This is a genomic window from Amycolatopsis rhizosphaerae (genome assembly GCF_007713715.1).
Classification (GTDB): domain Bacteria; phylum Actinomycetota; class Actinomycetes; order Mycobacteriales; family Pseudonocardiaceae; genus Amycolatopsis_E; species Amycolatopsis_E rhizosphaerae.
Map to the genome: position 1 here is coordinate 1 of NZ_VJWX01000090.1, position 18,436 is coordinate 18,436.

Here is an 18,436-nt window from a genome sequence, read left to right on the forward strand (position 1 = left end):
GCTGTCCACCCGGGCCTCCCGGCTGGCCCGCGCACAGTCCACTGAGGACGACGAAGATCCGTTCGGCGCTTCGGAAGGGGCGGTATGAAGAGGGTGCTGATCGTCTCCGCGACCATGGGGGAGGGGCACAACGCGACGGGGCGGGCGCTCGAAGAGGCGGTACGCCGCCAATGGCCGGAGGCCGAGGTGGCGTGGCGGGACACGCTCGAAGTGATGGGCACCGGCGTCGGCCCGCTGTTCCGCTGGATCTACGTCTCCAACGTGCGGAACACCCCCTGGCTGTACGAGTACTTCTACCGTTCGCTGTGGCGCCACCGCTGGTTCGCCACCGCGTCCAAGCGATTCGTCGGCCGGTGGTGCGGGCCCCGGCTCGGCCGCGAGATCGCGCGGTACCGGCCGGATCTGGTGCTCTCGACCTATCCGCTGGGCACCGCGGGCCTGGCCTGGCTGCGCCGCCACCACCGGCTGCCCGTGCCCGCCGGGGCCTGGATCTCCGATTTCGCACCGCACCCGTTCTGGGTCTACGGCGAGATCGATCTCAACCTCGTCATGCACGAGTGCGCGGTCCCGCCCGCGCTCGCCTGTGTCCCCGGCGCGAAGGTCGCGGTGTCCGCGCCCCCGGTGCGGGCCGGGTTCCGGCCCGGTGACGCCACCGCCGCCCGGCACCGTCTCGGCCTGCCGCCCGAGGCGTTCATCGCGCTGGTCTCCTGCGGCTCACTGGGATTCGGCGACGTCGAAGACGCGGCCAAGGAACTGCTGGCCGCGCACCCCGACGTCGTGCCGGTCGTGGTGTGCGGCCGCAACGACGCGCTGCTGCGGCGGCTGCGGCCACTGGCCGCGCGGCAACCGCGCCTGCGGCTGCTGGGCTGGACCGACGAGATGCCCGCCTACACCGTCGCCGCCGACGTGGTCGTCACCAACGCGGGAGGCGCGACCGGGCTGGAGGCACTGGCCTGCGGGCGCCCCGTGCTGATGCACCGGCCCATCGCCGCGCACGGACGGGCCAACGCCGAGTTGATGGAGCGGGCCGGACTGGCCGTGGTCTGCGCCCGCGACGGTGAACTGGCGCAGGCCGTGCGCACCCTGATCACGCAGCCCGACCGGTGGAAGGCGATGGCCGAGGCCGCGCAACAACATTGCGACCGCACGGGCACCCTCGCCGACGGCCTCCTTACCCTGGCCGGGACGGGCTCCGGCATGCCGTGAGGGACGCCCTCACCGCACACCCACAGCCTTCCTCGCGGCGTGAGCCGCTCAGGAGAGCGGGCCGCGGGCGAAGTAGGTCGTGCACACCCCGTTGTCGTAGTCGGCCGCGATCTCCAGCACCGTGCCGCCACCGTCCACGGGAAGCAGCGCCGAACTGTAGTTGGGGCAGAAGTTGTCGTAGGCGTCCGGCACCGGCACCGGGGCGGGCAGTTCGGACCAGGCGCCCGCACCGAACTCGTCGTTGACCAGCAGCACCCGCCCGTTGGACGGCAGGGGTGTGCCGTGATGGTCGGTGTAGATCTGGCCGACCATCACCAGCCGGGTGCCGTGCGCCCCGCCGGGGAACAGCGTCACCGTCTGGGCGTGCTGGAAGTAGTTGGCGCCCGGGGTGCCCGCCCGGCGGCCGGGATCGGCGGGATCGCCGAAGTCCGCGCCGTCGGGCGAGATCTTGTAGTACGGGTCGCAGAACTGGTCGCCGTAGTTGCAGATCTCGTAGGCGAAGTAGAAGCGGCCGTCGGGCAGCGCCCGCACGAGCGGCATCCCCGGCCTCGCGCGCTCCGGTTGCAGCGCCAGCGTGTGGCGCGGTGCGCTCCAGACGAGCCCGTCATCGGAACCGGTGCGGGCGAGGAGCTGGGAGAACCGCGGGGACTCGGATTCGTCGGCGTAGTGCACCCACAGCGTGCCGGCGGCGTCCACGTTCAGCTCCGGCTCCCACAGCCCGCCCCCGTTCGGCGAGCGGAAGGGTTCGGACAGGAACGACCAGTGGCGGCCGCCGTCGCGACTGGCCCAGATCCGGATCGCCACGCGCCGTTGCGGGCCGCCGCCCTGACCGTAGCTGGCCGCCCACAGCAGCGTCCCGGCCCGCAGATTGCCGACCCGGCGGGGGAGTTCGTAGAGCGAACCGCAGCATTCGCCCCGGGCGCCCTCGGGGTCGCGTACCTCGCCGATGCGGTGGAAACTGTGGCCCTCGTCGGTGCTTTCGAAGATCGGCGCGTACGGGCCGCGGGCGTCCCAGCTGTTCACCGCGGCGACGATGCGCCCCTGGTAGACGCTGTGCTGCAGGCGCACCAGCCGCGGAGAGGACCCGATCGCCAGCCGTTGCCGCCCCGAACCCGCCGCCTCCGCCGCGGTCAGCAGGGCCGTGACCAGCAGCAGCGACATCAGCAGCGCGAAACCGGCCCCCAGGCGACGCATCCGGCTCTCCCCTCGACACGTTGTGTGCCGGAATTACACCACAGAGTGACCGCGAAAGTTGCGGGGGCAGTGTTGACCGGTACGCCTCGCCAACAAGCGGCTCCCAGCCGGGCGCGGTCCGGGCTTCTACCCTGAAACCATGGCTCGACCCAACGACGAGGTTGAGGCTCTTCTGCAGGAGTACGCCGACCTGCTGGCGATCACCGGCGGCGACGCGTTCAAGGCCCGGGCCTACGAGAAGGCGGCACGGGCCGTCGCGGGCTGCCACGACGACGTTTCCCGCATGGAGATCAGGCAACTGCGGGAGATCCCGGGCGTGGGCAAGTCCATCGCCGACAAGATCTGGGAGTACTTCGAACACGGCAGCGTGCAGGCCATCGAGGAGGTCCGGGCGAAGATCCCCGCCGGGGTGCGGCAGCTGATCACCATCCCCACCCTCGGGCCGAAGAAGGCCGCCGTCCTCTACCACGACCTGGGCATCGCTTCGATCGAGGAACTCCTCGACGCGATCCACCACGAGCGGCTGCGGGACATCAAGGGGTTCGGGCCCAAGACCGAGCAGAACATCCTGCACGGCGTCGAACTCATGCAGCAGTCCCGCGGCCGGGTCCTGCTCGACGTCGCGATGGGCGTGGCCGAGGAGATCGTCACGGCGCTGTCCACGGTGACCGGCTGCCGTCGCTGCACCTACGCCGGCTCCCTGCGGCGCTTCAAGGAAACCGTCGGCGACGTCGACGTCCTGGCCGCCGCCGAGGATTCCGGACCGATCATGGCGGCCTTCCGCGAACTGCCCTTCGTGGCCGAGGTGATCGCCTCCGGCGAGACGAAGACCTCCCTCCGCACCACCAAGGGCCTGCAGGTCGACCTGCGCGTGGTGCGGCCCGCCGCGTGGGGCGCCGCGCTGCAGTACTTCACCGGCGCCAAGGCGCACAACATCCGCACCCGCGAGATCGCGGTGCACGCCAGGCTCAAACTGTCCGAGTACGGCCTGTTCGACGTCGAGACCGGTGACCTGGTGGTGTCCGAAACCGAGGAGGACGTCTACCGGCGCCTCGGCCTGCCGTGGATCCCGCCGACCCTGCGGGAGGACCGCGGCGAGATCGAAGCCGCCCTCGCCGGGGAACTACCCGAGCTGGTGCGGGAAAGCGACCTGCGCGGCGACCTGCACACCCACACCGACCTCACCGACGGCGTGGCGCCGCTGGAGGAGATGGTGGCGGCCGCCGCCGCCCGCGGCTACGCCTACTACGCGATCACCGACCACGCGCCGAACCTGTACATGCAGCGCATGTCCGACGACAAGATGCTCGCCCAGCGCGATCAGGTCCGCGCACTGGACCGGGCCCACCGCGGGATGCGCCTGCTGCACGGCACGGAACTCAACATCGACGCCGACGGCGGGGTCGACTGGCCCGAGGAGTTCCTCGCCGGGTTCGACCTGTGCGTGGCCTCGGTGCACTCGCTGTTCAACCAGAGCCGCGACGAGGTGACCCGCAGGCTCGTCCGCGCCTGCGAAAACCCCTACGTCAACATCATCGGCCACCCCAGCGCCCGCCTGATCGGCCGCCGCCCGCCGCTGGAGGCCGACTACGACGAGGTGTTCCGCGCCTGCGCCCGCACCGGGACCGCACTGGAGATCAACTCGTTCCCGGACCGCATCGACCTGCGGGACGAGCACATCCTGTGGGCCAAGAAGTACGGCGTGAAGTTCGCCATCGACAGCGACTCCCATGCCGTGCCGCACCTGGCGGCCATCCGCTTCGGCGTGGGCACCGCGCAGCGCGGCTGGCTCACGGCCGAGGACGTGATCAACACCTGGCCGCTGACGCGTTTGCGGACCTTCCTGCGCAAGGGCCGCAAACGCTGATGGTCAGGGGCGAGCGGGAACCGGCGGAGTTCCGCACCCCGGTTCCGCCGCATATATGTCCGGCTATAAGATTCCCGGCTATGGAATACATCGATGTACTCGGCATCTGCGGGAGCGTGCGGGCCGGATCCCTGAACAGGGCGCTGCTGCTGACCGCGCGGGAACTGGCCCCCGCCCCCTTCCGGGTGGAGGCATGGGACGGCAACGCGGAGGTTCCCCGCGTCGACGCGACCATGGGGCGCCCGTTCCCACCGGTCGTGGCGGCCTTGCGAGACCGGGTCGCGGCGGCCGATGTGCTGCTGCTGGTGACCCCGGAGCTGAACCGCAGCATTCCCGGCGCCATGAAGGACATCGTCGACTGGCTGGGGATTCTCGCACCGCCTCGCCCGCTGGCCGGCAAACCCGTCGTGCTGATGAGCGCCTCACCGAACCGGTTCGGCGGCGCGTTCGCCCAACTGCAGCTCGCCGACCTGCTCCGGCGGTCCGGTGCCGAGGTCCTGTCCGACCTTGACGTCGCGGTCGGCTACGCCCACCGTCACGTCGACGACCACGGTGTCCTGGTGGGCGAGGAACCACGACACGACATCGCCGAACTGTGGCAGCGCGTGCTCACCCACGTTCAAAGTCATCGCCAGGTGGTGCCGGCATGACCACCGGGCGTCAGATCGCCGCCGACAACGGGCCCGTCGGTTACGCGCTCGCCCACGCCACCCGGGCGCATCGTGCCGTGCTGCAACGCCGGATGGCACAACTCGGCCTGCACCTGGGCCAGGAACTCCTCATCGTCGACATCCACCACAACCCCGACACGACCCAGGCGGAACTCGTCCAGCGGATCGGCTTGGAGCAGCCCACCATCGCCAAGGCACTCACCCGGATGGAACGGACCGGGTTCATCCAGCGCAGCGCCGATCCCGGCGACCGCCGGGTGACACGGCTACGGCTGACCGAACGCGGCGAGGCCGTCCTGGACGCCGTAACGGCCGCATGGGCGGAGACAGACGCCCATGCCATCGCCGGGCTCACCGACGAGGACGCCGAACAGCTCATCCGCCTGCTGACCACCGTCCGCCACAACCTCGAACACCCCCACTGACTCCAGACAGAAGATCAGGAGACGAACATGGACCCCGGGCCTGGCAGGAAAGCCGTGCTGGTGACCGGCGCCAGCACGGCGATCGGCAGAGCAACCGCATGGGAACGGTTACTCGAGCGGTCGGGCAAGGGGTTGCTCCCCGCAGGGGCGGGACCACCACGTGCCCTCACCACGCGTCAGTCCCGGCAGTTGACGTTCGAGTGCCTGCACCTGTCGAGTGGGGATGGTTCCTTTGAGCAGCCATGACGTCGTGCCGCCCTGGGCTTTGTGAATCTCGGCCCCCAAGGCGGTGAGGGCGGTGGTGACCGCAGGGAGCATGTCGGGCGGGGTATCCAGTTCATAGGCGCAGCAGGGCTCGTAGACCGTGGTGCCCGCCTGTTCCAGGGCACGCCTGAGGACGATGGGGGTGAGGTTTCGGAAATCGCCGGCTGTGCTGCGGGGGCCGGCGAAGCCGGAGCGAGTGAGGGTGACCGTGCAGTCGGTCACGGCCCAGCCGTTCGGCCCGCGGTGGAGCCCAGCCCGTACACCTTCTTCGATGGCGCGGTGGAAGGCAGGGGGCAGGGCACCCCGCTCCGTCTCGTGCCGGAAGGTGATGCCCGCGTCCCGCGGTGCCGGCTCGACGCGCAGGCCGACGGTTGCCCAGAACCCGTTGGGGCTTGGGGCGCGGTAGGCCATCTCCTCGTGGGCTTCGCCGACACCGGCGGGCCGTTCGATGCAGACCGTTCGGCTGGGCTCGAAGACTGCCTCGATGCCGAAGTCGTCCGCCAGGGCGGCCGCGAGGATCTCCTTTTGAATCTCGCCATACAGAAGGACCGAGGTAGCTCCGTCCGCATCGACGCACGCCTTGATGAGGGGGTCCTGCTCGGCCAGGGTCTGCAGGGCGGTGTGCAGGCGGGCCGCCGCGCCGGGTCGGCCGGTGCGGGGACGGACGAGGGTCTGGAGGGCCGGTGCGGGCAAGCGCGGCCGTCGGCGGTCGTCGAGGGGATCCGGCGCCCCGAGGTGGTCACCTACGCGAATCTCCGCCAGGCCGGTGACTTTCCCGATGTTCCCCGGTGTCAGGCGGGTGGTCTTCTCCCTGGACTGTCCGATGACTTCGAGTGACGTCACGGTCCCGGTGTGCTCGCTGAGCGTGCCGTCGGACTGGTGGCGGTAGAAGCGCACACGCTGTCGTGGTGACAGCTCACCGGTGAAGAGCCGCAGGTAATGGGTCTTCTGACCGGACTTGCCGCGCTCCAGGGCGAAGACCGTGCCTCGAGGCTCCAGCGCGCCGGACTTCGCTTCCTCAGCGGAGGTGCGGGGGAGAAGGCCGGTGATCCCGTCGATGAGCCCCCCGATCCCCTCGCCGCTCAATGCGGAGCCGAAGTAGACCGGATGGACCAGTGCCTGCGCGGTCTGCCGGGCGAGCGCGGCGAGCAGTTCCCCCGGCGAGAGGGGCGGCCCGTCGACGACTCTGGCCAGCACGGCCTCGTCGGTCTCGGCGAGCACCTCCCCAACGCGGGTGCGGAAGTCCGGATCGTCAAGGGACTGCGGAAGCACCTGAGCAGCCCGGGTTCCCACATCGCCGACCACCGCCATGGGAATGACACCGGGTGCGAGCTTCCGCCGGATGTCGGTAAGCAGGTCATCCTGCCGGGCGCCGGAGCGGTCGATCTTGTTGACGAAGATGAGAGTCGGAAGCTTCATGTGACGCAGGGTGCGCATGAGGACCCGGGTGTGCGCTTGTACTCCCTCGACGGCCGAGAGGACCAGGACCGCGCCGTCGAGTATGCCGAGGGCTCGTTCGACCTCGGCGACGAAATCGGTGTGTCCGGGGGTGTCGATCAGGTTGACCTGGGTGGAGCCGGTGGTGAAAGGCGCAACCGCGGAGCGGATGGTGATGCCGCGCTCGCGTTCGGTGGGTGACGTGTCGGTGTGGGTGTTGCCGGCATCGACGCTGCCGAGCCGGTCGATGGCGCCGGTGTCGAACAGCAGCCGTTCGGTCAGGCTGGTCTTACCCGCGTCGACGTGCGCGAGAATGCCGATGTTCAGAGTGTGCTGGATGTGCATGTGTGCCGAGATCCTCGAAAATCACCGTCCGGTAAGGGCTCTGGGGTGTTTCGAGGAATCGGCGCATCACGGCTCCCTGTCGATCATCTGATGGTCCCCGCCATGATGCCCGATCACCACCGGTTCGTCGCGTGGTTGCCCCCGGCGCGGCGGCACGATAGCCTGCTGAACGTGTTCAGTGAACATGTTCAGTCTCGGGCGGCGAGGCGGGAGGCGACGCGGCAGAGGGTGCTGGCCGCGGCCGAGCGGCTGTTCCGCGACCAGGGGTTCGGGGCCACCACGGTCCGGCAGATCGCTGCCGAGGCGGGAGTCAGCGCCGGGACGGTGATGTCGGTCGGCGACAAGGACGCACTTCTCGTCGCGATCTTCGACGGGTGGATCGACGCCGTGCACCGCGCGAGAACAGCCGAACATGGCGCGGCCCCCGTCCCGATGTCCCCGGGCGCCGCGGTGGACGCGGTCATGGCCCTGTTCGAGCCCTTCATCCGCTACTTCACGCTCGACGAGGAACTTTCGCGCGAGTACGCGGCGATCATCGTGCGGGGAGCACACGAGTCGGCGATCTTCCAGAACCTCGCGCTGTCCCTGATCGCCGAGATCACCGGAGTGCTCGCGCGCGCGGGACTGGACGGCGCGGGCTCCGGCCGCGGCGCGCGGGTCGTGTACTTCTCCTACCTCGGCATTCTCATGACCATCTCCCACGGCACGATCCGCCGGCCCGACGCAGTCGACCAGCTGCGCGAGGTGATCGGATTCGTGATCGGCCACGAAGGAGGAGAGGAATGATCGGCGTACCCCACATCTGGTGGCTCACCGCGCTGCTGGCGCTCGCGCTGTTCGGCGACGCCGTGATGTCGCTGAGGCCACCGGTTTTCATCCAACGGTGTCTCGACGGGGTCCGGCTGCCGCGCGACTGGTGGTGGATCCTCGTCGTGATCAAGCTACTGGCGGCGGCCGGGCTGGTGGCCGGCATCAAGTACCCCGGTGTCGCGTTCACCACGAACGTCGCCGTCATCGGGTACTTCGTGTGCGCGTCGTACGCGCACTTCCGGGCACGGTTCCTCAAGCAGGAGTTCTGGCTCAACTGCTTGGGCATGCTGGCACTGTCGGTGTCGGTGCTCGTGTTCTCCTACGCGGTGTAAGCGCTTTCGGCGCAGCGCTGATCGGGTAAGGCGCTGTCGCTGTCTCCGGTTGGGCCGGGTAGCCACAGCGCCGTTACCGGCCGCTGTCTTGCTGACCTGTCCAGTGTCAGGCGACTGTTACCCCGCCTTCGGTGGAGTCGGTGGAGCGGCTGAGTTTCTCCCAGGCGTCGAAGTCGTCCTGGACGCGCCGGCGCCCGGCGGTGACCAGGCGTAGCGCGTCCGAGCCGAGCAGGACGTGCACGGGAGGCTTCTCCGCGTCCAGGAGGGTGAGGATGGCGTCACCCGCGCGATCGGGGTCACCGATGCCCTGACCGGCGAGGGCCTGGCGGCGGGTCCGGATCGGGTCGAACAGTGCGTCGTAGTCGGCGACACTGCGGGGTACGCGGACCAGTGACCTGCCCGCCCAGTCGGTTTTGAACGCGCCGGGAGCCACGGCGGTGACCCGCACGCCGAACTGGGTGACCTCTTGGGCGAGGGTGTCGGTGATGCCTTCCAGTGCGTGTTTGCTGCCTTCGTAGAACGCCAGTCCGGGGAAGGTGGTGTGCCCACCCATCGAGGTGATGACGAAGATGTGGCCGCCGCGCCGTTCCCGCATGCCGGGCAGGACCGCTTTCACGGTCGCCACCGTGCCGAACACGTTGACCTCGAACTGGCGGCGCAGATCGGCCATCGACGACTCTTCGAAGGTGCCTTCGAGCCCGTAGCCGGCGTTGGCCACGAGCACTTCGATCGGGCCCAGTTCCGCTTCGGCGGCCCGCACCGTGGGCTCGATCCGGTCCGCTTCGGACAGATCGAGGACGAAGGCCCGGGCGCGGTCGGGGTCCAGTGCCCGGAAGGCGGCCGCGTGCTGCTCGGTGCGCACGGTGCCCGCGACCCGGTGCCCGGCCGCCAGTGCTCGCCGGGCGATGGCCCGGCCGAGGCCGGTGCTGACGCCGGTGATCAGGAATGTCTTGCTCACTACGGGTTTCCTTTCGTGGATGAGGGTCAGGCCGCGGGGCGTGCGTGGGCACGGCGGCATCGACCCCGCGGGTATGGCGGGGTCGGGTCGGGTGGTGCCGGATCGCCTGGTTCGGGCGTTGGTCAGGACTCGGCGGCAGTGCCCAGGGTGGTCGCGGTGGCGGGTTCGCTGCCCCAGCTGGCCAGCAGTCGCAGGCGCTCCTGGGACGGCGAGCCGGGCGGCGCGCAGTAGACGACCAGCGATTGGCCCGGGTCGGCGACCGAGGTGAAGATCTCGTACTGCAGTTCCAGGTCACCGGCGACCGGGTGGCGGAGGCGTTTGAGGCCGCTGCTGCGTTCCTGGACGCGGTGTTCGGACCACCACGCCGGGAACTCGGGTGAGCGCATCATCAGCTCACCGATCAGGTTGGCGATGCGCTGGTTTCGCGGCTGGGCGGCGGCGGCCAGCCGCAACCCGTGTACGTAGTCGCGGGCGACGCGTTCCCAGTCGCACCACACCAGGCGAGCGCGCGGATCCAGCAGCGTCCAGCGCGCCATGCTGCGTTCCCAGCGCGGCAGCGCGGCCACATCGGGAAACAGCAACGCCCACAACGTGTTCCCGCCGACGACGGTGAGGTTCCGGTCGCTGACGAAAGCAGAAGCCAGCTCCATCGACTCCAACACCTGCCGTAGCGCCGGTCGCAGCCGCGACGAGTGCTCGGCCCGGTCCGTGCGCCCGGCCGTGGTGCCCGCGAGGGCGAACAGATGCCGCCGCTCGATGTCATCGAACCGCAGCGCGTCGGAGAGGGCATGCAGTACCTGTTCGGAGGGCTGCCGGGCGCGGCCTTGTTCCAGACGGGTGTAGTACTCGGTACTCACCCCGGCCAGCTGCGCGACCTCAGCGCGCCGCAGACCGGCGACCCGGCGACCCGCGCCGAACTCGGCCGGCAGACCGATCTCCTCCGGCGTAAGTCCGGCACGACGGGCCCGCAGGAAGTCGCCGAGGTCGTTGTTGCCCATGCCCCGAGTCTGCTCTTCACCCAGTCGATCACCAAGGGCGTAGCTGGCCCTGCCAGTACTACACACCAGGTTGTGCGAGGCCGCGCTCGCCGAGCACTTGTCAGGCTTCTCCCGTATCCCGGCGGTCCCCAGCGCAGAGGCTCACGAGGCCGTGGGGAACCGGGACGGCAGGCCGTCCAGCAACTGGCTCGGCAGCCCGGGATTTCCTAGGACATCCTGGCCTGGACGGCCGAGTGGTACGTGCGGGAGGAGACGCTCGGGCGGCGAACCTGGCGCTGATCGGCTACCACCAGCGCCTACCGCTGACCCCGGTGTTCGGCACCGGCACGCTGTCCTCATCGGACGGTCAACGTTTCCCGACGCGCGGAAAGTCGGTCACGGCAAGAGCTTTGAGCCGCTACTTCGTGCACGAGGGCTTGTCGACGTACACGCATGTGACCGACCAGTACACCACCTACGGCACGAAGATCGTCGTCGCGGCGAAACGCGAGGCGCACTACGTCCTGGACGAGATCCTCGGCAACGCCACCGACATTCCGATCACCGAGCGGCCGGACGCCGCATCGACGACGGGAGGTTCTGGCCCACATTTCCCCGGCCCACTCGGAGAACATCAACTTCTTCGGCGCGATCGAGGTCGACACCGACGGCCAACTCGCCCAGCTCGGCCCCACCGGCTACCGGCCGTTGCGGTTGAGCGACACGCTCTTCTGACGCCAGCTCCTTCGCTGGCAGCATCCGCTTGAACCGAGGCTTTGCTCCGAATCCGAAGCCAGGTTAGATTCATGGTGTCGCGAAAAACGATGTCCTGCGGTGTTGCTCGCCGGACATCGCGCACACATCGATGCAGGACGGTTCCGATCGGTGAGCGTCTCCGTACCGAGATCGGGCGTCCCGCCCGTTCCCGGTGTCGACCACAACCGAGGAGCGCACCATGCAGAAGACCGTCACCATCGTCGGAGCGGGACTGGGCGGGCTGATGCTCGCCCGGGTGCTCCAAGCCCACGGCGTCGCCGCTACGATCTACGAGGGTGAGGCGTCGGTGACGGCGCGCGCCCAGGGCGGCCTACTCGACATTCACGAAGAAACCGGGCAGGTCGCGCTCCGCGCGGCGGGCTTGTATGACGAGTTCCGCGCCCTGGTCCGGCCAGGCGAGGACGCCAAGCGTGTCGTCGACCGCCACGGCACGATCCTGCTCGACCGGCTCACGGACCCCCGTTCGGCCCGCCCCGAGGTGGATCGCGGCGAACTCCGGCGCCTGCTCATCGACTCGCTCGCCCCCGGGACCATCCAGTGGGGCCACAAGCTCACCGCACTCCGGCACCACCCGACGGGCGGCTTCGACCTCACCTTCACGGCGGGTTCCACCGTCCGCGCCGGCGTCGTCGTCGGCGCGGACGGCGCCTGGTCGAAGGTCCGGCCGCTGCTCACCCAGGCCGAGCCGCGCTACAGCGGCACCTGCTTCGTCGAGATCGCCCTCGCCTCGGGCGACCGGGACCACCGGGCGAGCGTGGCCACGATCGGCAGCGGCACACTGATGGCGGTCGCGCCGGGCCAGGGCATCATCGTCCACCGCGACGCGGACGGTGATGTGCGCGGTTACGTAGCGCTGAACAAGCCCGAGGAGTGGATGCGGTCGATCGACTTCGGTGACCCGACCGCCGGTCTCCGCCGCCTCGCCCACGAGTTCGATGGCTGGTCGCCGCTGCTCACTGCGTTCGTGACAGGCAGCGACGCGGAGCCGTGGCTCCGGCCGATCCACGCGCTCCCTGTCGGGCTCAGCTGGGACCGGGTGCCGGGCGTGACGCTGGTCGGCGACGCCGCGCACCTGATGTCGCCCTTCGCTGGCGAAGGCGCCAACCTCGCCATGTACGACGGCGCCGACCTGGCGCGCGAGCTGGCCGGGCACCCCGACGTCGAGACTGCGCTCGCCGCCTACGAGAAGCGGCTTTTCCCCCGCAGCCGCGAGGTCGCCGTCCACTCGGCGCACAATCTCGAGACCTTCTTCGGCCAGGAGGCGCCGAACAGCGTGGTCACGCTGTTCGTCGACAAGGGCGCCCTTGATACCGCTGCCGCCGATGTCGATACCGGGCCTCAGAACGGCCGACTGAACTTGACTCCGATCTGTCGTCAAATGAGCCTTTGACAACACTCGGCCGCGCGGTCCAATCGACCGGCCGGATCACTGGCATTTTGTAAGTAGGTACTTTGCCGTAATCCCCGGAAAGAGCAGTAGGCGAGTACGGGGATGAAAGCGATGCCCGGTGGATCAGTGACACCTTTCACAGCGAATGCCCGGGGCGGGAGGTGATGGAACATGTCACCGGACGATGGGTGCCGCTGATCCTCGCCGCCCTGGCGCCCGGGCCGATGCGCTACTTCGAACTGCGCGAGCGCATCGAGGGCATCAGCGAGAAGATACTCTCCGCCAAACTGCGGACCCTGGTCCGTGACGGGCTGGTAGCGCGCACCCGTGGAGCCGACCATCCCGCCGCAGGTCAGTTATGAGCTGACCGAACTGGGCCTGGGCCTGCCCCGCCCGTTCGCCCAACTGGTCCGCTGGATTTCGGCGCACACCCCCGAGGTCATCGCGGCCCAGCAGCGTTACGACCACAGCGTGAATCCTGCGGGCCTGGTACCTGCCGGTCGGTCGGAGCGGTCGGGAGCTTCTTGACATCGGGCGCGGAACTCCAGGTAACTGCCTGCATGATGCAAGGTGGCCAGAAATCGGGGCGGAGGATGTCAAGATCGCGGTGGTGGCTCCGACCAACCGGGTGGAGGGCCCAGCCGGGGCTCGCGAACCATGAGGAGTAGGACATGAAGTTCCTGATCGGGCTGCACATCAACCCGGCCGTACTGGACGCGCTGACCGACGAGGAGAAGGCGGCGATCGGCGCCGGCCACGCCGGGTTCATCGAGGCGCTGAAGGAGTCCGGCGAGCTGATCACCACGCAGGCGCTGGCCGACCCGTCGCAGGCCGCCGTGGTGTCGGTGCGCAACGGCCAGCCGGTGGTGACCGACGGGCCCTTCCTGGAAGCCAAGGAGCACCTGGGCGGTTTCTACCTGATCGACTGTGAGAACAAGGAGCGGGCGATCGAACTCGCGGCGCGGATCCCGGATGCCGCGGTCGAGGGCCTGGGGGTCGAGGTGCGGCAGGTGATGTTCGCCGACGGACAATGCGACGCATGACGACACCGGCCGTCGAGGACCTGTTGCGTGAGCTCACGCCGCAGGTCCTCGGCGCGCTGGTACGCCGGTACGGCCACTTCGACGGGTGTGAGGACGCCGTGCAGGAGGCCGCTCTCGCCGCCACCCTGCAATGGGCCGGCGGGGGAGTGCCGGACAACCCGCGCGGCTGGCTGGGCACCGTCGCGGCCCGGCGGCTGATCGACCGGATGCGCAGTGACCACGCGCGCCGTGAGCGGGAGTCGGCGACGGGCACCGAGATCGCGCCCGACGACGTGCCGGACACCGACGACACGCTCGTCCTGTTGTTCCTGTGCTGCCATCCGACGCTGACCGCGGCCTCCCAGACCGCTCTGACCCTGCGCGCGGTCGGCGGCCTGACCACCGCCCAGATCGCCCGCGCGTTCCTGGTTCCGGAGGCCACGATGGCCGCCAGGATCAGCCGCGCCAAGCAGTGCATCAAGGCCGCGGGCAGCTCGTTCACCCTGCCGGAGGGCGTGGAGCTCGAGGAGCGGTCTCGGGTCGTCCTGCACGTGCTCTACCTGATCTTCAACGAGGGCTACACCGCCTCCTCGGGCAGCGAGTTGCACCGCCCGGACCTCGCGTGCGAGGCGATCCGGCTGGCCAGGATGGTGCACGCGCAGCTGCCCGGGGACGGCGAGGTGACCGGGTTGCTCGCGCTGATGCTGCTGACCCACGCCCGCCGGGAGGCACGGACCACGGCGGCCGGGGACCTGGTGCCGCTGAACGAACAGGACCGCGCGAAGTGGGACCGCGCGCTGATCGACGAGGGCATGGCGCTGGTCAGGACGTCGCTGGCCGGACCGGCGCTGGGGCCCTACCAGCTGCAGGCCGCGATCGCCGCCACGCACGCCGACGCGGCCACGGCCGGGGAGACCAACTGGGCGCAGGTGCATGCCCTTTACCTGATCCTGGAACGGATCGCGCCCAACCCGATGGTCACCCTCAACCGGGCGATCGCGCTCGCCGAGACCGCGGGCCCGCAGGTCGGCCTGGCCCTGCTGTCCACATTGGACAACGACAGGCGGGTGGCCGGGCATCACCGGCTGCTGTCGGTACGGGCGCACCTGCTGGAGAAGGCCGGCAACGAGGCCGGGGCGTACGAGCACTACCGGCGCGCGGCGAAGGCCACCGCGAGCATCGCCGAGCAACGCTACCTGGAATCCCGCGCCGGACGGCTGAGGAGCGGGCCAAGCTGAGCGGGATGGCGGCGACGGTTCCGGACCGCCGCCGGGGTCAGAAGCCCCGGAACACGCCGTCGTCGTCAGCGGCCTTGGCGAACTCTTCCCAGTCCATGTTGGCGAGGGAAATGTTGTTCTCGATCGACCACAACTCGTTGGCGACCACTCGCAACCGCTCCCTGTCATCCTCGCGCAGGTAGAGCACGAGCAACGGCCACTCGAGTGCCACGAGCTGATCGGTGGTCAGGTCACGGAAGCGGGATCGTCCACGAACCGCACGCACGCCAGGAAGTCCTCCTCGGTGGGTGTCGCGACCGCCGTGCACAAGGCTTCCCAAGTCTCGTCGTCGGAGAAGTCGGTGCGAACCAGGGGGTTTTGCTGGTCGGCGGCAGGCACCGGAGATCCTTGCGGGGGAGCGGGAGCGGTCGTCCCCGCGCCTGGCACGGGGAAGGTCACTTTACCGGCGGCGTCAAGGTGACCTTCCCCGGACGAGTTCTACCCAGCGCGGCTCAGGAGGCGGTGTGCTCCCGCCACCAGTGCTTGCCCGCCTCGGGCAGGGTGGAGATCGGGTCGTAGTAGGGGTAGCGGCGGCTCAGTGCCTCGGGGTCGTCGTGCTCGATCCCGGTGCGGTAGTTCTTGGTCCAGTAGGAGATCCCGCGTTCACGGTCGTAATCGGCGAGCTGGTGCACCCAGCGCTTGCCCACGTACGGCACGTCGCAGACGATGCGCGGCGTGGCGTAGCCGGGCAGGTAGCCCATGATCGCGTGCTGCAGGTCCTGCGCCTGGTGCACCGCCACCCGCCAGTGCTCGGCGTTCGGGATCATGTCGCACATGTAGAAGTAGTAGGGAAGGATGTTCGCCTCGCCCTGCAACGCGAAGCACAGGTCGAGCAGCGCTTCGGAGGTCGCGTTCACCCCCCGCATCAGCACCCCCTGGTTGCGCACGTCCCGCACGCCGACCGCGAGCGCGGTCCGCGCCGCCTCCGCGACCAGCGGGGTGACCGACTGGGCGTGGTTGACGTGGGTGTGGATGGCCAGGTTCACCCCCCGCCGCGCCGCGGTCACCGCCACCCGCTCCAGCCCTTCCACGACCTTCGGCTGCAGCCAGTGCTGGGGCAGCCCGGCCAGCGCCTTGGTCGCCAGGCGCACGTCCCGCACCGTTTCGATGGCGAGCAGGTTCATCAGGAACGACTCCAGCTGGTGCCATGGCACGTTGGCCACGTCCCCGCCGGAGACCACCACGTCCCGCACTCCGGGCGTGCGGCGCAGGTAGTCCAGCATGGCCTGCTGCCGGTCCACCGGCTTGAGCGCCAGCTTGTGCTTGGCGACCTGCTCCGTGGAGTTGCCCACCAGGTCCATCCGGGTGCAGTGCCCGCAGTACTGGGGGCAGGTCGACAACAGTTCGGCGAGCACCTTGGTGGGGTAGCGGTGGGTCAGCCCCTCCACCACCCACATCTCGGCCTCGTGCAGCGAGTCCCGCGCCGAATGGGGGTGGCTTGGCCATTCCGGGTCCCGGTCGCTGCGCACGGGCAGCATGTAGCGGCGGATCGGGTCGGCGTAGAACGCCTCGGTCCAGTCGTCCGCCCCCTCGGGCGCCATCGTGTTGAGCATCTGCGGCGGCAGCAGCATCGACATCGTGGCCATGTCCCGCTGGTCGGCGGCCAGGTCCTGGTAGAACCGCTCGCCGACCAGATCGCCGAGCACCGCGCGCAGCTGGTCGATGTTGCGCAGGCAGTGCACCCGCTGCCACTGCGCGTCCCGCCACTGGCTCTCGGTCACCTCGCGCCACCCCGGAAAACGCCGCCAGTCCGGTTCCACGAGTTCCCGGCGGACGTACTGGTAGGGCTGGCCGAGCACCTCGGCCGGCGAGACAGCTTCCTGGATCGCAGTCATCTGTACTCCTAGGCGGCGGATCATCTTGAAAATCTCCCGTCGGGAAGACCTTACGACGGAAATATTTCCGTCGCACGTCATCAGGCAGACTCGACACCGTGAACGAGACAACGCTTCTGGTCGGCGGCCGGATCCACACCCCGAACTCACCCGACGCGACCGCGATGGCGGTCACCGGGGACACCGTGGTCTGGGTGGGCCAGGACGGCCCCGGCCGCGCCCTGCATCCCGACGCCGAGGTGGTCGACCTCGGCGGCGCCTTCGTCGCGCCCGCCTTCGTCGACGCCCACGTCCACGCCACCGCCACCGGCCTGCACCTGACCGGACTCGACCTCACCACCGTCCGCGACGCCGGGGAACTCCTCGCCGCGGTCCGCCGGGCCGCCCGGCCCGGTGAAGTGCTGCTCGCCCACGGCTGGGACCAGAGCTCCTGGACCGACCCGCGCCTGCCCAGCCGGGCCGAACTCGACGAAGCCGCGGGGAACAGCCCGGTCTACCTCAGCCGCGTCGACGTCCACTCCGCACTGGTGTCCAGCGCCCTGATCGCACTGGCCCCCGAAACCCGCGACGCCGAAGGCTGGTCCCCGGACGGACCGCTGACCACCGACGCCCACCACCGGGCCCGCGCCGCCGCACAACGCGCCATCACCGCCGAACAGCGGCACGCCGCCCAGGACGCGTTCCTGCGCGAGGCCGCCCGCCGCGGCATCGTCAGCGTCCACGAATGCGCCGGGCCCGAAATCTCCGGCGAGGACGACCTCACCGCCCTGCTCGCCCTCGCCGCCGAGCCCGGACGCCCCGAAGTCGTCGCCTACTGGGGCGCCCGCGACGCCGTCGACCTCGCCCGGCGCCACGGGCTGCGCGGCCTCGCCGGAGACCTCTTCGTCGACGGCGCCCTCGGCTCCCACACCGCCGCGCTGCACAGCCCCTACACCGACCGCCCCGACAGCACCGGGGTGCGCTACCTCGATGCCGAAGCCATCGCCGAACACCTTCTCACCTGCACCGAAGCCGGGCTGCAGGCCGGTTTCCACGTCATCGGCGACGCCGGGGTCGCCGAGGTCGTCCGCGGGTTCGAACTCGCCGAGACCCAGGTGGGACAGCGCGCGCTGGCCGCCCGCACCCACCGCCTCGAACACCTCGAGATGGTCGACGCCGACCAGGCCGCCCGGCTCGCCCGCTGGGCCGTCGCCGCCTCCATGCAACCCCAGTTCGACGCCCTGTGGGGCGGCACGGACGGCATGTACGCCACCCGCCTCGGCGACCGCGCGCCCGCGCTGAACCCGTTCGCGACCCTCGCCGCGAACGGCATCGTGCTCGCCTTCGGCTCCGACAGCCCGGTCACCCCGCTCGACCCGTGGGCGAGCGTGCGCGCCGGCGTCCACCACCACACCCCCAACGCGGGACTGTCCGCCCGCGCCGCCTTCAACGCCCACACCCGGGGAGGACACCGCGCCGCCGGCGTGAACGACGGCCTCACCGGCACCCTCGTGCCCGGAGCCCGCGCCCACTACGCGATCTGGGACGCCGGTGAGCTGGTCGTTTCCGCGCCCGACACCCGGGTCCAGCGCTGGTCCACCGACCCCCGCTCCCAGGTTCCGGCGCTCCCGCGCCTCGACCCCGGCGCCCCGCTCCCGGTCTGCCTGCGC

The 18,436-nt window shown here is 70.0% G+C and carries 19 protein-coding genes and 1 pseudogene; 13 read left to right on the forward strand and 7 right to left on the reverse strand.

Features of this window, described 5'->3' with window-relative positions; translation table 11 throughout:
• Positions 1-84 precede the first annotated feature (84 nt).
• Positions 85-1,206 carry an MGDG synthase family glycosyltransferase gene (locus FNH05_RS11910; protein ID WP_144587432.1) on the forward strand — a complete coding sequence of 374 codons (1,122 nt, stop codon included), beginning with the start codon at positions 85-87 and terminating at the stop codon, positions 1,204-1,206.
• A gap of 48 nt (positions 1,207-1,254) precedes the next feature.
• On the opposite strand, the gene FNH05_RS11915 is transcribed toward FNH05_RS11910, so the two are convergent.
• Positions 1,255-2,400: a sialidase family protein gene (locus FNH05_RS11915; RefSeq protein ID WP_144587433.1), complete on the reverse strand. Its 1,146-nt coding sequence runs from the start codon at positions 2,398-2,400 to the stop codon at positions 1,255-1,257.
• Positions 2,401-2,539: 139 nt separating this feature from the next.
• On the opposite strand from FNH05_RS11915, the gene polX reads away from it, so the two are divergent.
• The 3 genes from polX to FNH05_RS11930 all read left to right on the forward strand — a co-directional run bounded on the left by polX (position 2,540) and on the right by FNH05_RS11930 (position 5,363).
• On the forward strand, positions 2,540-4,267 hold the full coding sequence (gene polX / locus FNH05_RS11920) for a DNA polymerase/3'-5' exonuclease PolX (protein ID WP_144587434.1): 1,728 nt from the start codon (positions 2,540-2,542) through the stop codon (positions 4,265-4,267).
• Between the two features lie 80 nt (positions 4,268-4,347).
• Positions 4,348-4,917 (forward strand): NADPH-dependent FMN reductase, encoded by a 570-nt coding sequence (locus FNH05_RS11925; RefSeq protein ID WP_186382505.1) that lies wholly within the window; start codon positions 4,348-4,350, stop codon positions 4,915-4,917.
• Complete coding sequence (locus FNH05_RS11930; RefSeq protein ID WP_144587437.1) at positions 4,914-5,363, forward strand: MarR family winged helix-turn-helix transcriptional regulator; 450 nt, start codon at positions 4,914-4,916, stop codon at positions 5,361-5,363. The genes FNH05_RS11925 and FNH05_RS11930 overlap by 4 nt, the downstream gene beginning before the upstream one ends.
• Before the next feature lie 108 nt (positions 5,364-5,471).
• Here FNH05_RS11930 and FNH05_RS11935 read toward each other — a convergent pair whose 3' ends face one another.
• The gene (locus FNH05_RS11935) at positions 5,472-7,409 is read right to left on the reverse strand and encodes an elongation factor G (RefSeq protein WP_144587439.1); all 1,938 of its coding nucleotides are present in this window, start codon (positions 7,407-7,409) and stop codon (positions 5,472-5,474) included.
• 171 nt (positions 7,410-7,580) lie between these two features.
• Between FNH05_RS11935 and FNH05_RS11940 the strand changes: the two genes are divergently transcribed.
• Positions 7,581-8,195: a TetR/AcrR family transcriptional regulator gene (locus FNH05_RS11940; RefSeq protein WP_144587441.1), complete on the forward strand. Its 615-nt coding sequence runs from the start codon at positions 7,581-7,583 to the stop codon at positions 8,193-8,195.
• A complete protein-coding gene (locus FNH05_RS11945; RefSeq protein ID WP_144587443.1) occupies positions 8,192-8,551 on the forward strand; it encodes a DoxX family protein in 360 nt (119 codons plus the stop codon). The genes FNH05_RS11940 and FNH05_RS11945 overlap by 4 nt, the downstream gene beginning before the upstream one ends.
• A 106-nt stretch (positions 8,552-8,657) precedes the next feature.
• On the opposite strand, the gene FNH05_RS11950 is transcribed toward FNH05_RS11945, so the two are convergent.
• Positions 8,658-9,509: an oxidoreductase gene (locus FNH05_RS11950; protein WP_144587445.1), complete on the reverse strand. Its 852-nt coding sequence runs from the start codon at positions 9,507-9,509 to the stop codon at positions 8,658-8,660.
• Between the two features lie 122 nt (positions 9,510-9,631).
• Positions 9,632-10,507 (reverse strand): helix-turn-helix transcriptional regulator, encoded by an 876-nt coding sequence (locus FNH05_RS11955; RefSeq protein WP_144587447.1) that lies wholly within the window; start codon positions 10,505-10,507, stop codon positions 9,632-9,634.
• A gap of 210 nt (positions 10,508-10,717) precedes the next feature.
• On the opposite strand from FNH05_RS11955, the pseudogene FNH05_RS11960 reads away from it, so the two are divergent.
• From FNH05_RS11960 to FNH05_RS11980, 6 genes and pseudogenes are all read left to right on the forward strand, one after another.
• A pseudogene (locus FNH05_RS11960) lies at positions 10,718-11,055 on the forward strand (Tn3 family transposase); the annotation flags it as partial.
• 386 nt (positions 11,056-11,441) lie between these two features.
• Positions 11,442-12,653, forward strand: a complete 1,212-nt coding sequence (locus FNH05_RS11965; protein ID WP_144587449.1) for an FAD-dependent oxidoreductase — start codon at positions 11,442-11,444, stop codon at positions 12,651-12,653.
• 164 nt (positions 12,654-12,817) lie between these two features.
• The gene (locus FNH05_RS39215; RefSeq protein WP_246127672.1) at positions 12,818-13,015 is read left to right on the forward strand and encodes a winged helix-turn-helix transcriptional regulator; all 198 of its coding nucleotides are present in this window, start codon (positions 12,818-12,820) and stop codon (positions 13,013-13,015) included.
• The gene (locus tag FNH05_RS39220) at positions 12,981-13,181 is read left to right on the forward strand and encodes a hypothetical protein (protein WP_246127673.1); all 201 of its coding nucleotides are present in this window, start codon (positions 12,981-12,983) and stop codon (positions 13,179-13,181) included. The genes FNH05_RS39215 and FNH05_RS39220 overlap by 35 nt, the downstream gene beginning before the upstream one ends.
• 143 nt (positions 13,182-13,324) lie before the next feature.
• Positions 13,325-13,696, forward strand: a complete 372-nt coding sequence (locus tag FNH05_RS11975) for a YciI family protein (protein ID WP_144587451.1) — start codon at positions 13,325-13,327, stop codon at positions 13,694-13,696.
• Complete coding sequence (locus FNH05_RS11980; protein WP_144587453.1) at positions 13,693-14,913, forward strand: RNA polymerase sigma factor; 1,221 nt, start codon at positions 13,693-13,695, stop codon at positions 14,911-14,913. The genes FNH05_RS11975 and FNH05_RS11980 overlap by 4 nt, the downstream gene beginning before the upstream one ends.
• 37 nt (positions 14,914-14,950) lie before the next feature.
• Here FNH05_RS11980 and FNH05_RS37985 read toward each other — a convergent pair whose 3' ends face one another.
• The 3 genes from FNH05_RS37985 to FNH05_RS11985 form a co-directional block, all read right to left on the reverse strand.
• Complete coding sequence (locus FNH05_RS37985) at positions 14,951-15,124, reverse strand: DUF6924 domain-containing protein (protein ID WP_186382506.1); 174 nt, start codon at positions 15,122-15,124, stop codon at positions 14,951-14,953.
• Between the two features lie 14 nt (positions 15,125-15,138).
• Entirely contained in the window at positions 15,139-15,291 is a 153-nt protein-coding gene (locus tag FNH05_RS37990) for a DUF6924 domain-containing protein (protein ID WP_186382507.1), read from the reverse strand.
• A gap of 113 nt (positions 15,292-15,404) precedes the next feature.
• Positions 15,405-16,787, reverse strand: a complete 1,383-nt coding sequence (locus tag FNH05_RS11985) for a KamA family radical SAM protein (protein WP_144587455.1) — start codon at positions 16,785-16,787, stop codon at positions 15,405-15,407.
• A 98-nt stretch (positions 16,788-16,885) separates the two neighbouring features.
• Here FNH05_RS11985 and FNH05_RS11990 point away from each other — a divergent pair.
• On the forward strand, positions 16,886-18,436 hold a 1,551-nt coding region (locus FNH05_RS11990), incomplete at its 3' end, for an amidohydrolase (protein WP_246127674.1).

Coding starts and splice junctions, on each gene's coding strand:
- FNH05_RS11910 (WP_144587432.1), top strand. CDS start 85: ATGAAGAGGGTGCTGATCGTCTCCGCGACCATGGGGGAGGGGCACAAC.
- FNH05_RS11915 (WP_144587433.1), bottom strand. CDS start 2,400: ATGCGTCGCCTGGGGGCCGGTTTCGCGCTGCTGATGTCGCTGCTGCTG.
- polX (WP_144587434.1), top strand. CDS start 2,540: ATGGCTCGACCCAACGACGAGGTTGAGGCTCTTCTGCAGGAGTACGCC.
- FNH05_RS11925 (WP_186382505.1), top strand. CDS start 4,348: ATGGAATACATCGATGTACTCGGCATCTGCGGGAGCGTGCGGGCCGGA.
- FNH05_RS11930 (WP_144587437.1), top strand. CDS start 4,914: ATGACCACCGGGCGTCAGATCGCCGCCGACAACGGGCCCGTCGGTTAC.
- FNH05_RS11935 (WP_144587439.1), bottom strand. CDS start 7,409: ATGCACATCCAGCACACTCTGAACATCGGCATTCTCGCGCACGTCGAC.
- FNH05_RS11945 (WP_144587443.1), top strand. CDS start 8,192: ATGATCGGCGTACCCCACATCTGGTGGCTCACCGCGCTGCTGGCGCTC.
- FNH05_RS11955 (WP_144587447.1), bottom strand. CDS start 10,507: ATGGGCAACAACGACCTCGGCGACTTCCTGCGGGCCCGTCGTGCCGGA.
- FNH05_RS11965 (WP_144587449.1), top strand. CDS start 11,442: ATGCAGAAGACCGTCACCATCGTCGGAGCGGGACTGGGCGGGCTGATG.
- FNH05_RS39215 (WP_246127672.1), top strand. CDS start 12,818: ATGGAACATGTCACCGGACGATGGGTGCCGCTGATCCTCGCCGCCCTG.
- FNH05_RS11975 (WP_144587451.1), top strand. CDS start 13,325: ATGAAGTTCCTGATCGGGCTGCACATCAACCCGGCCGTACTGGACGCG.
- FNH05_RS11980 (WP_144587453.1), top strand. CDS start 13,693: ATGACGACACCGGCCGTCGAGGACCTGTTGCGTGAGCTCACGCCGCAG.
- FNH05_RS11985 (WP_144587455.1), bottom strand. CDS start 16,787: ATGACTGCGATCCAGGAAGCTGTCTCGCCGGCCGAGGTGCTCGGCCAG.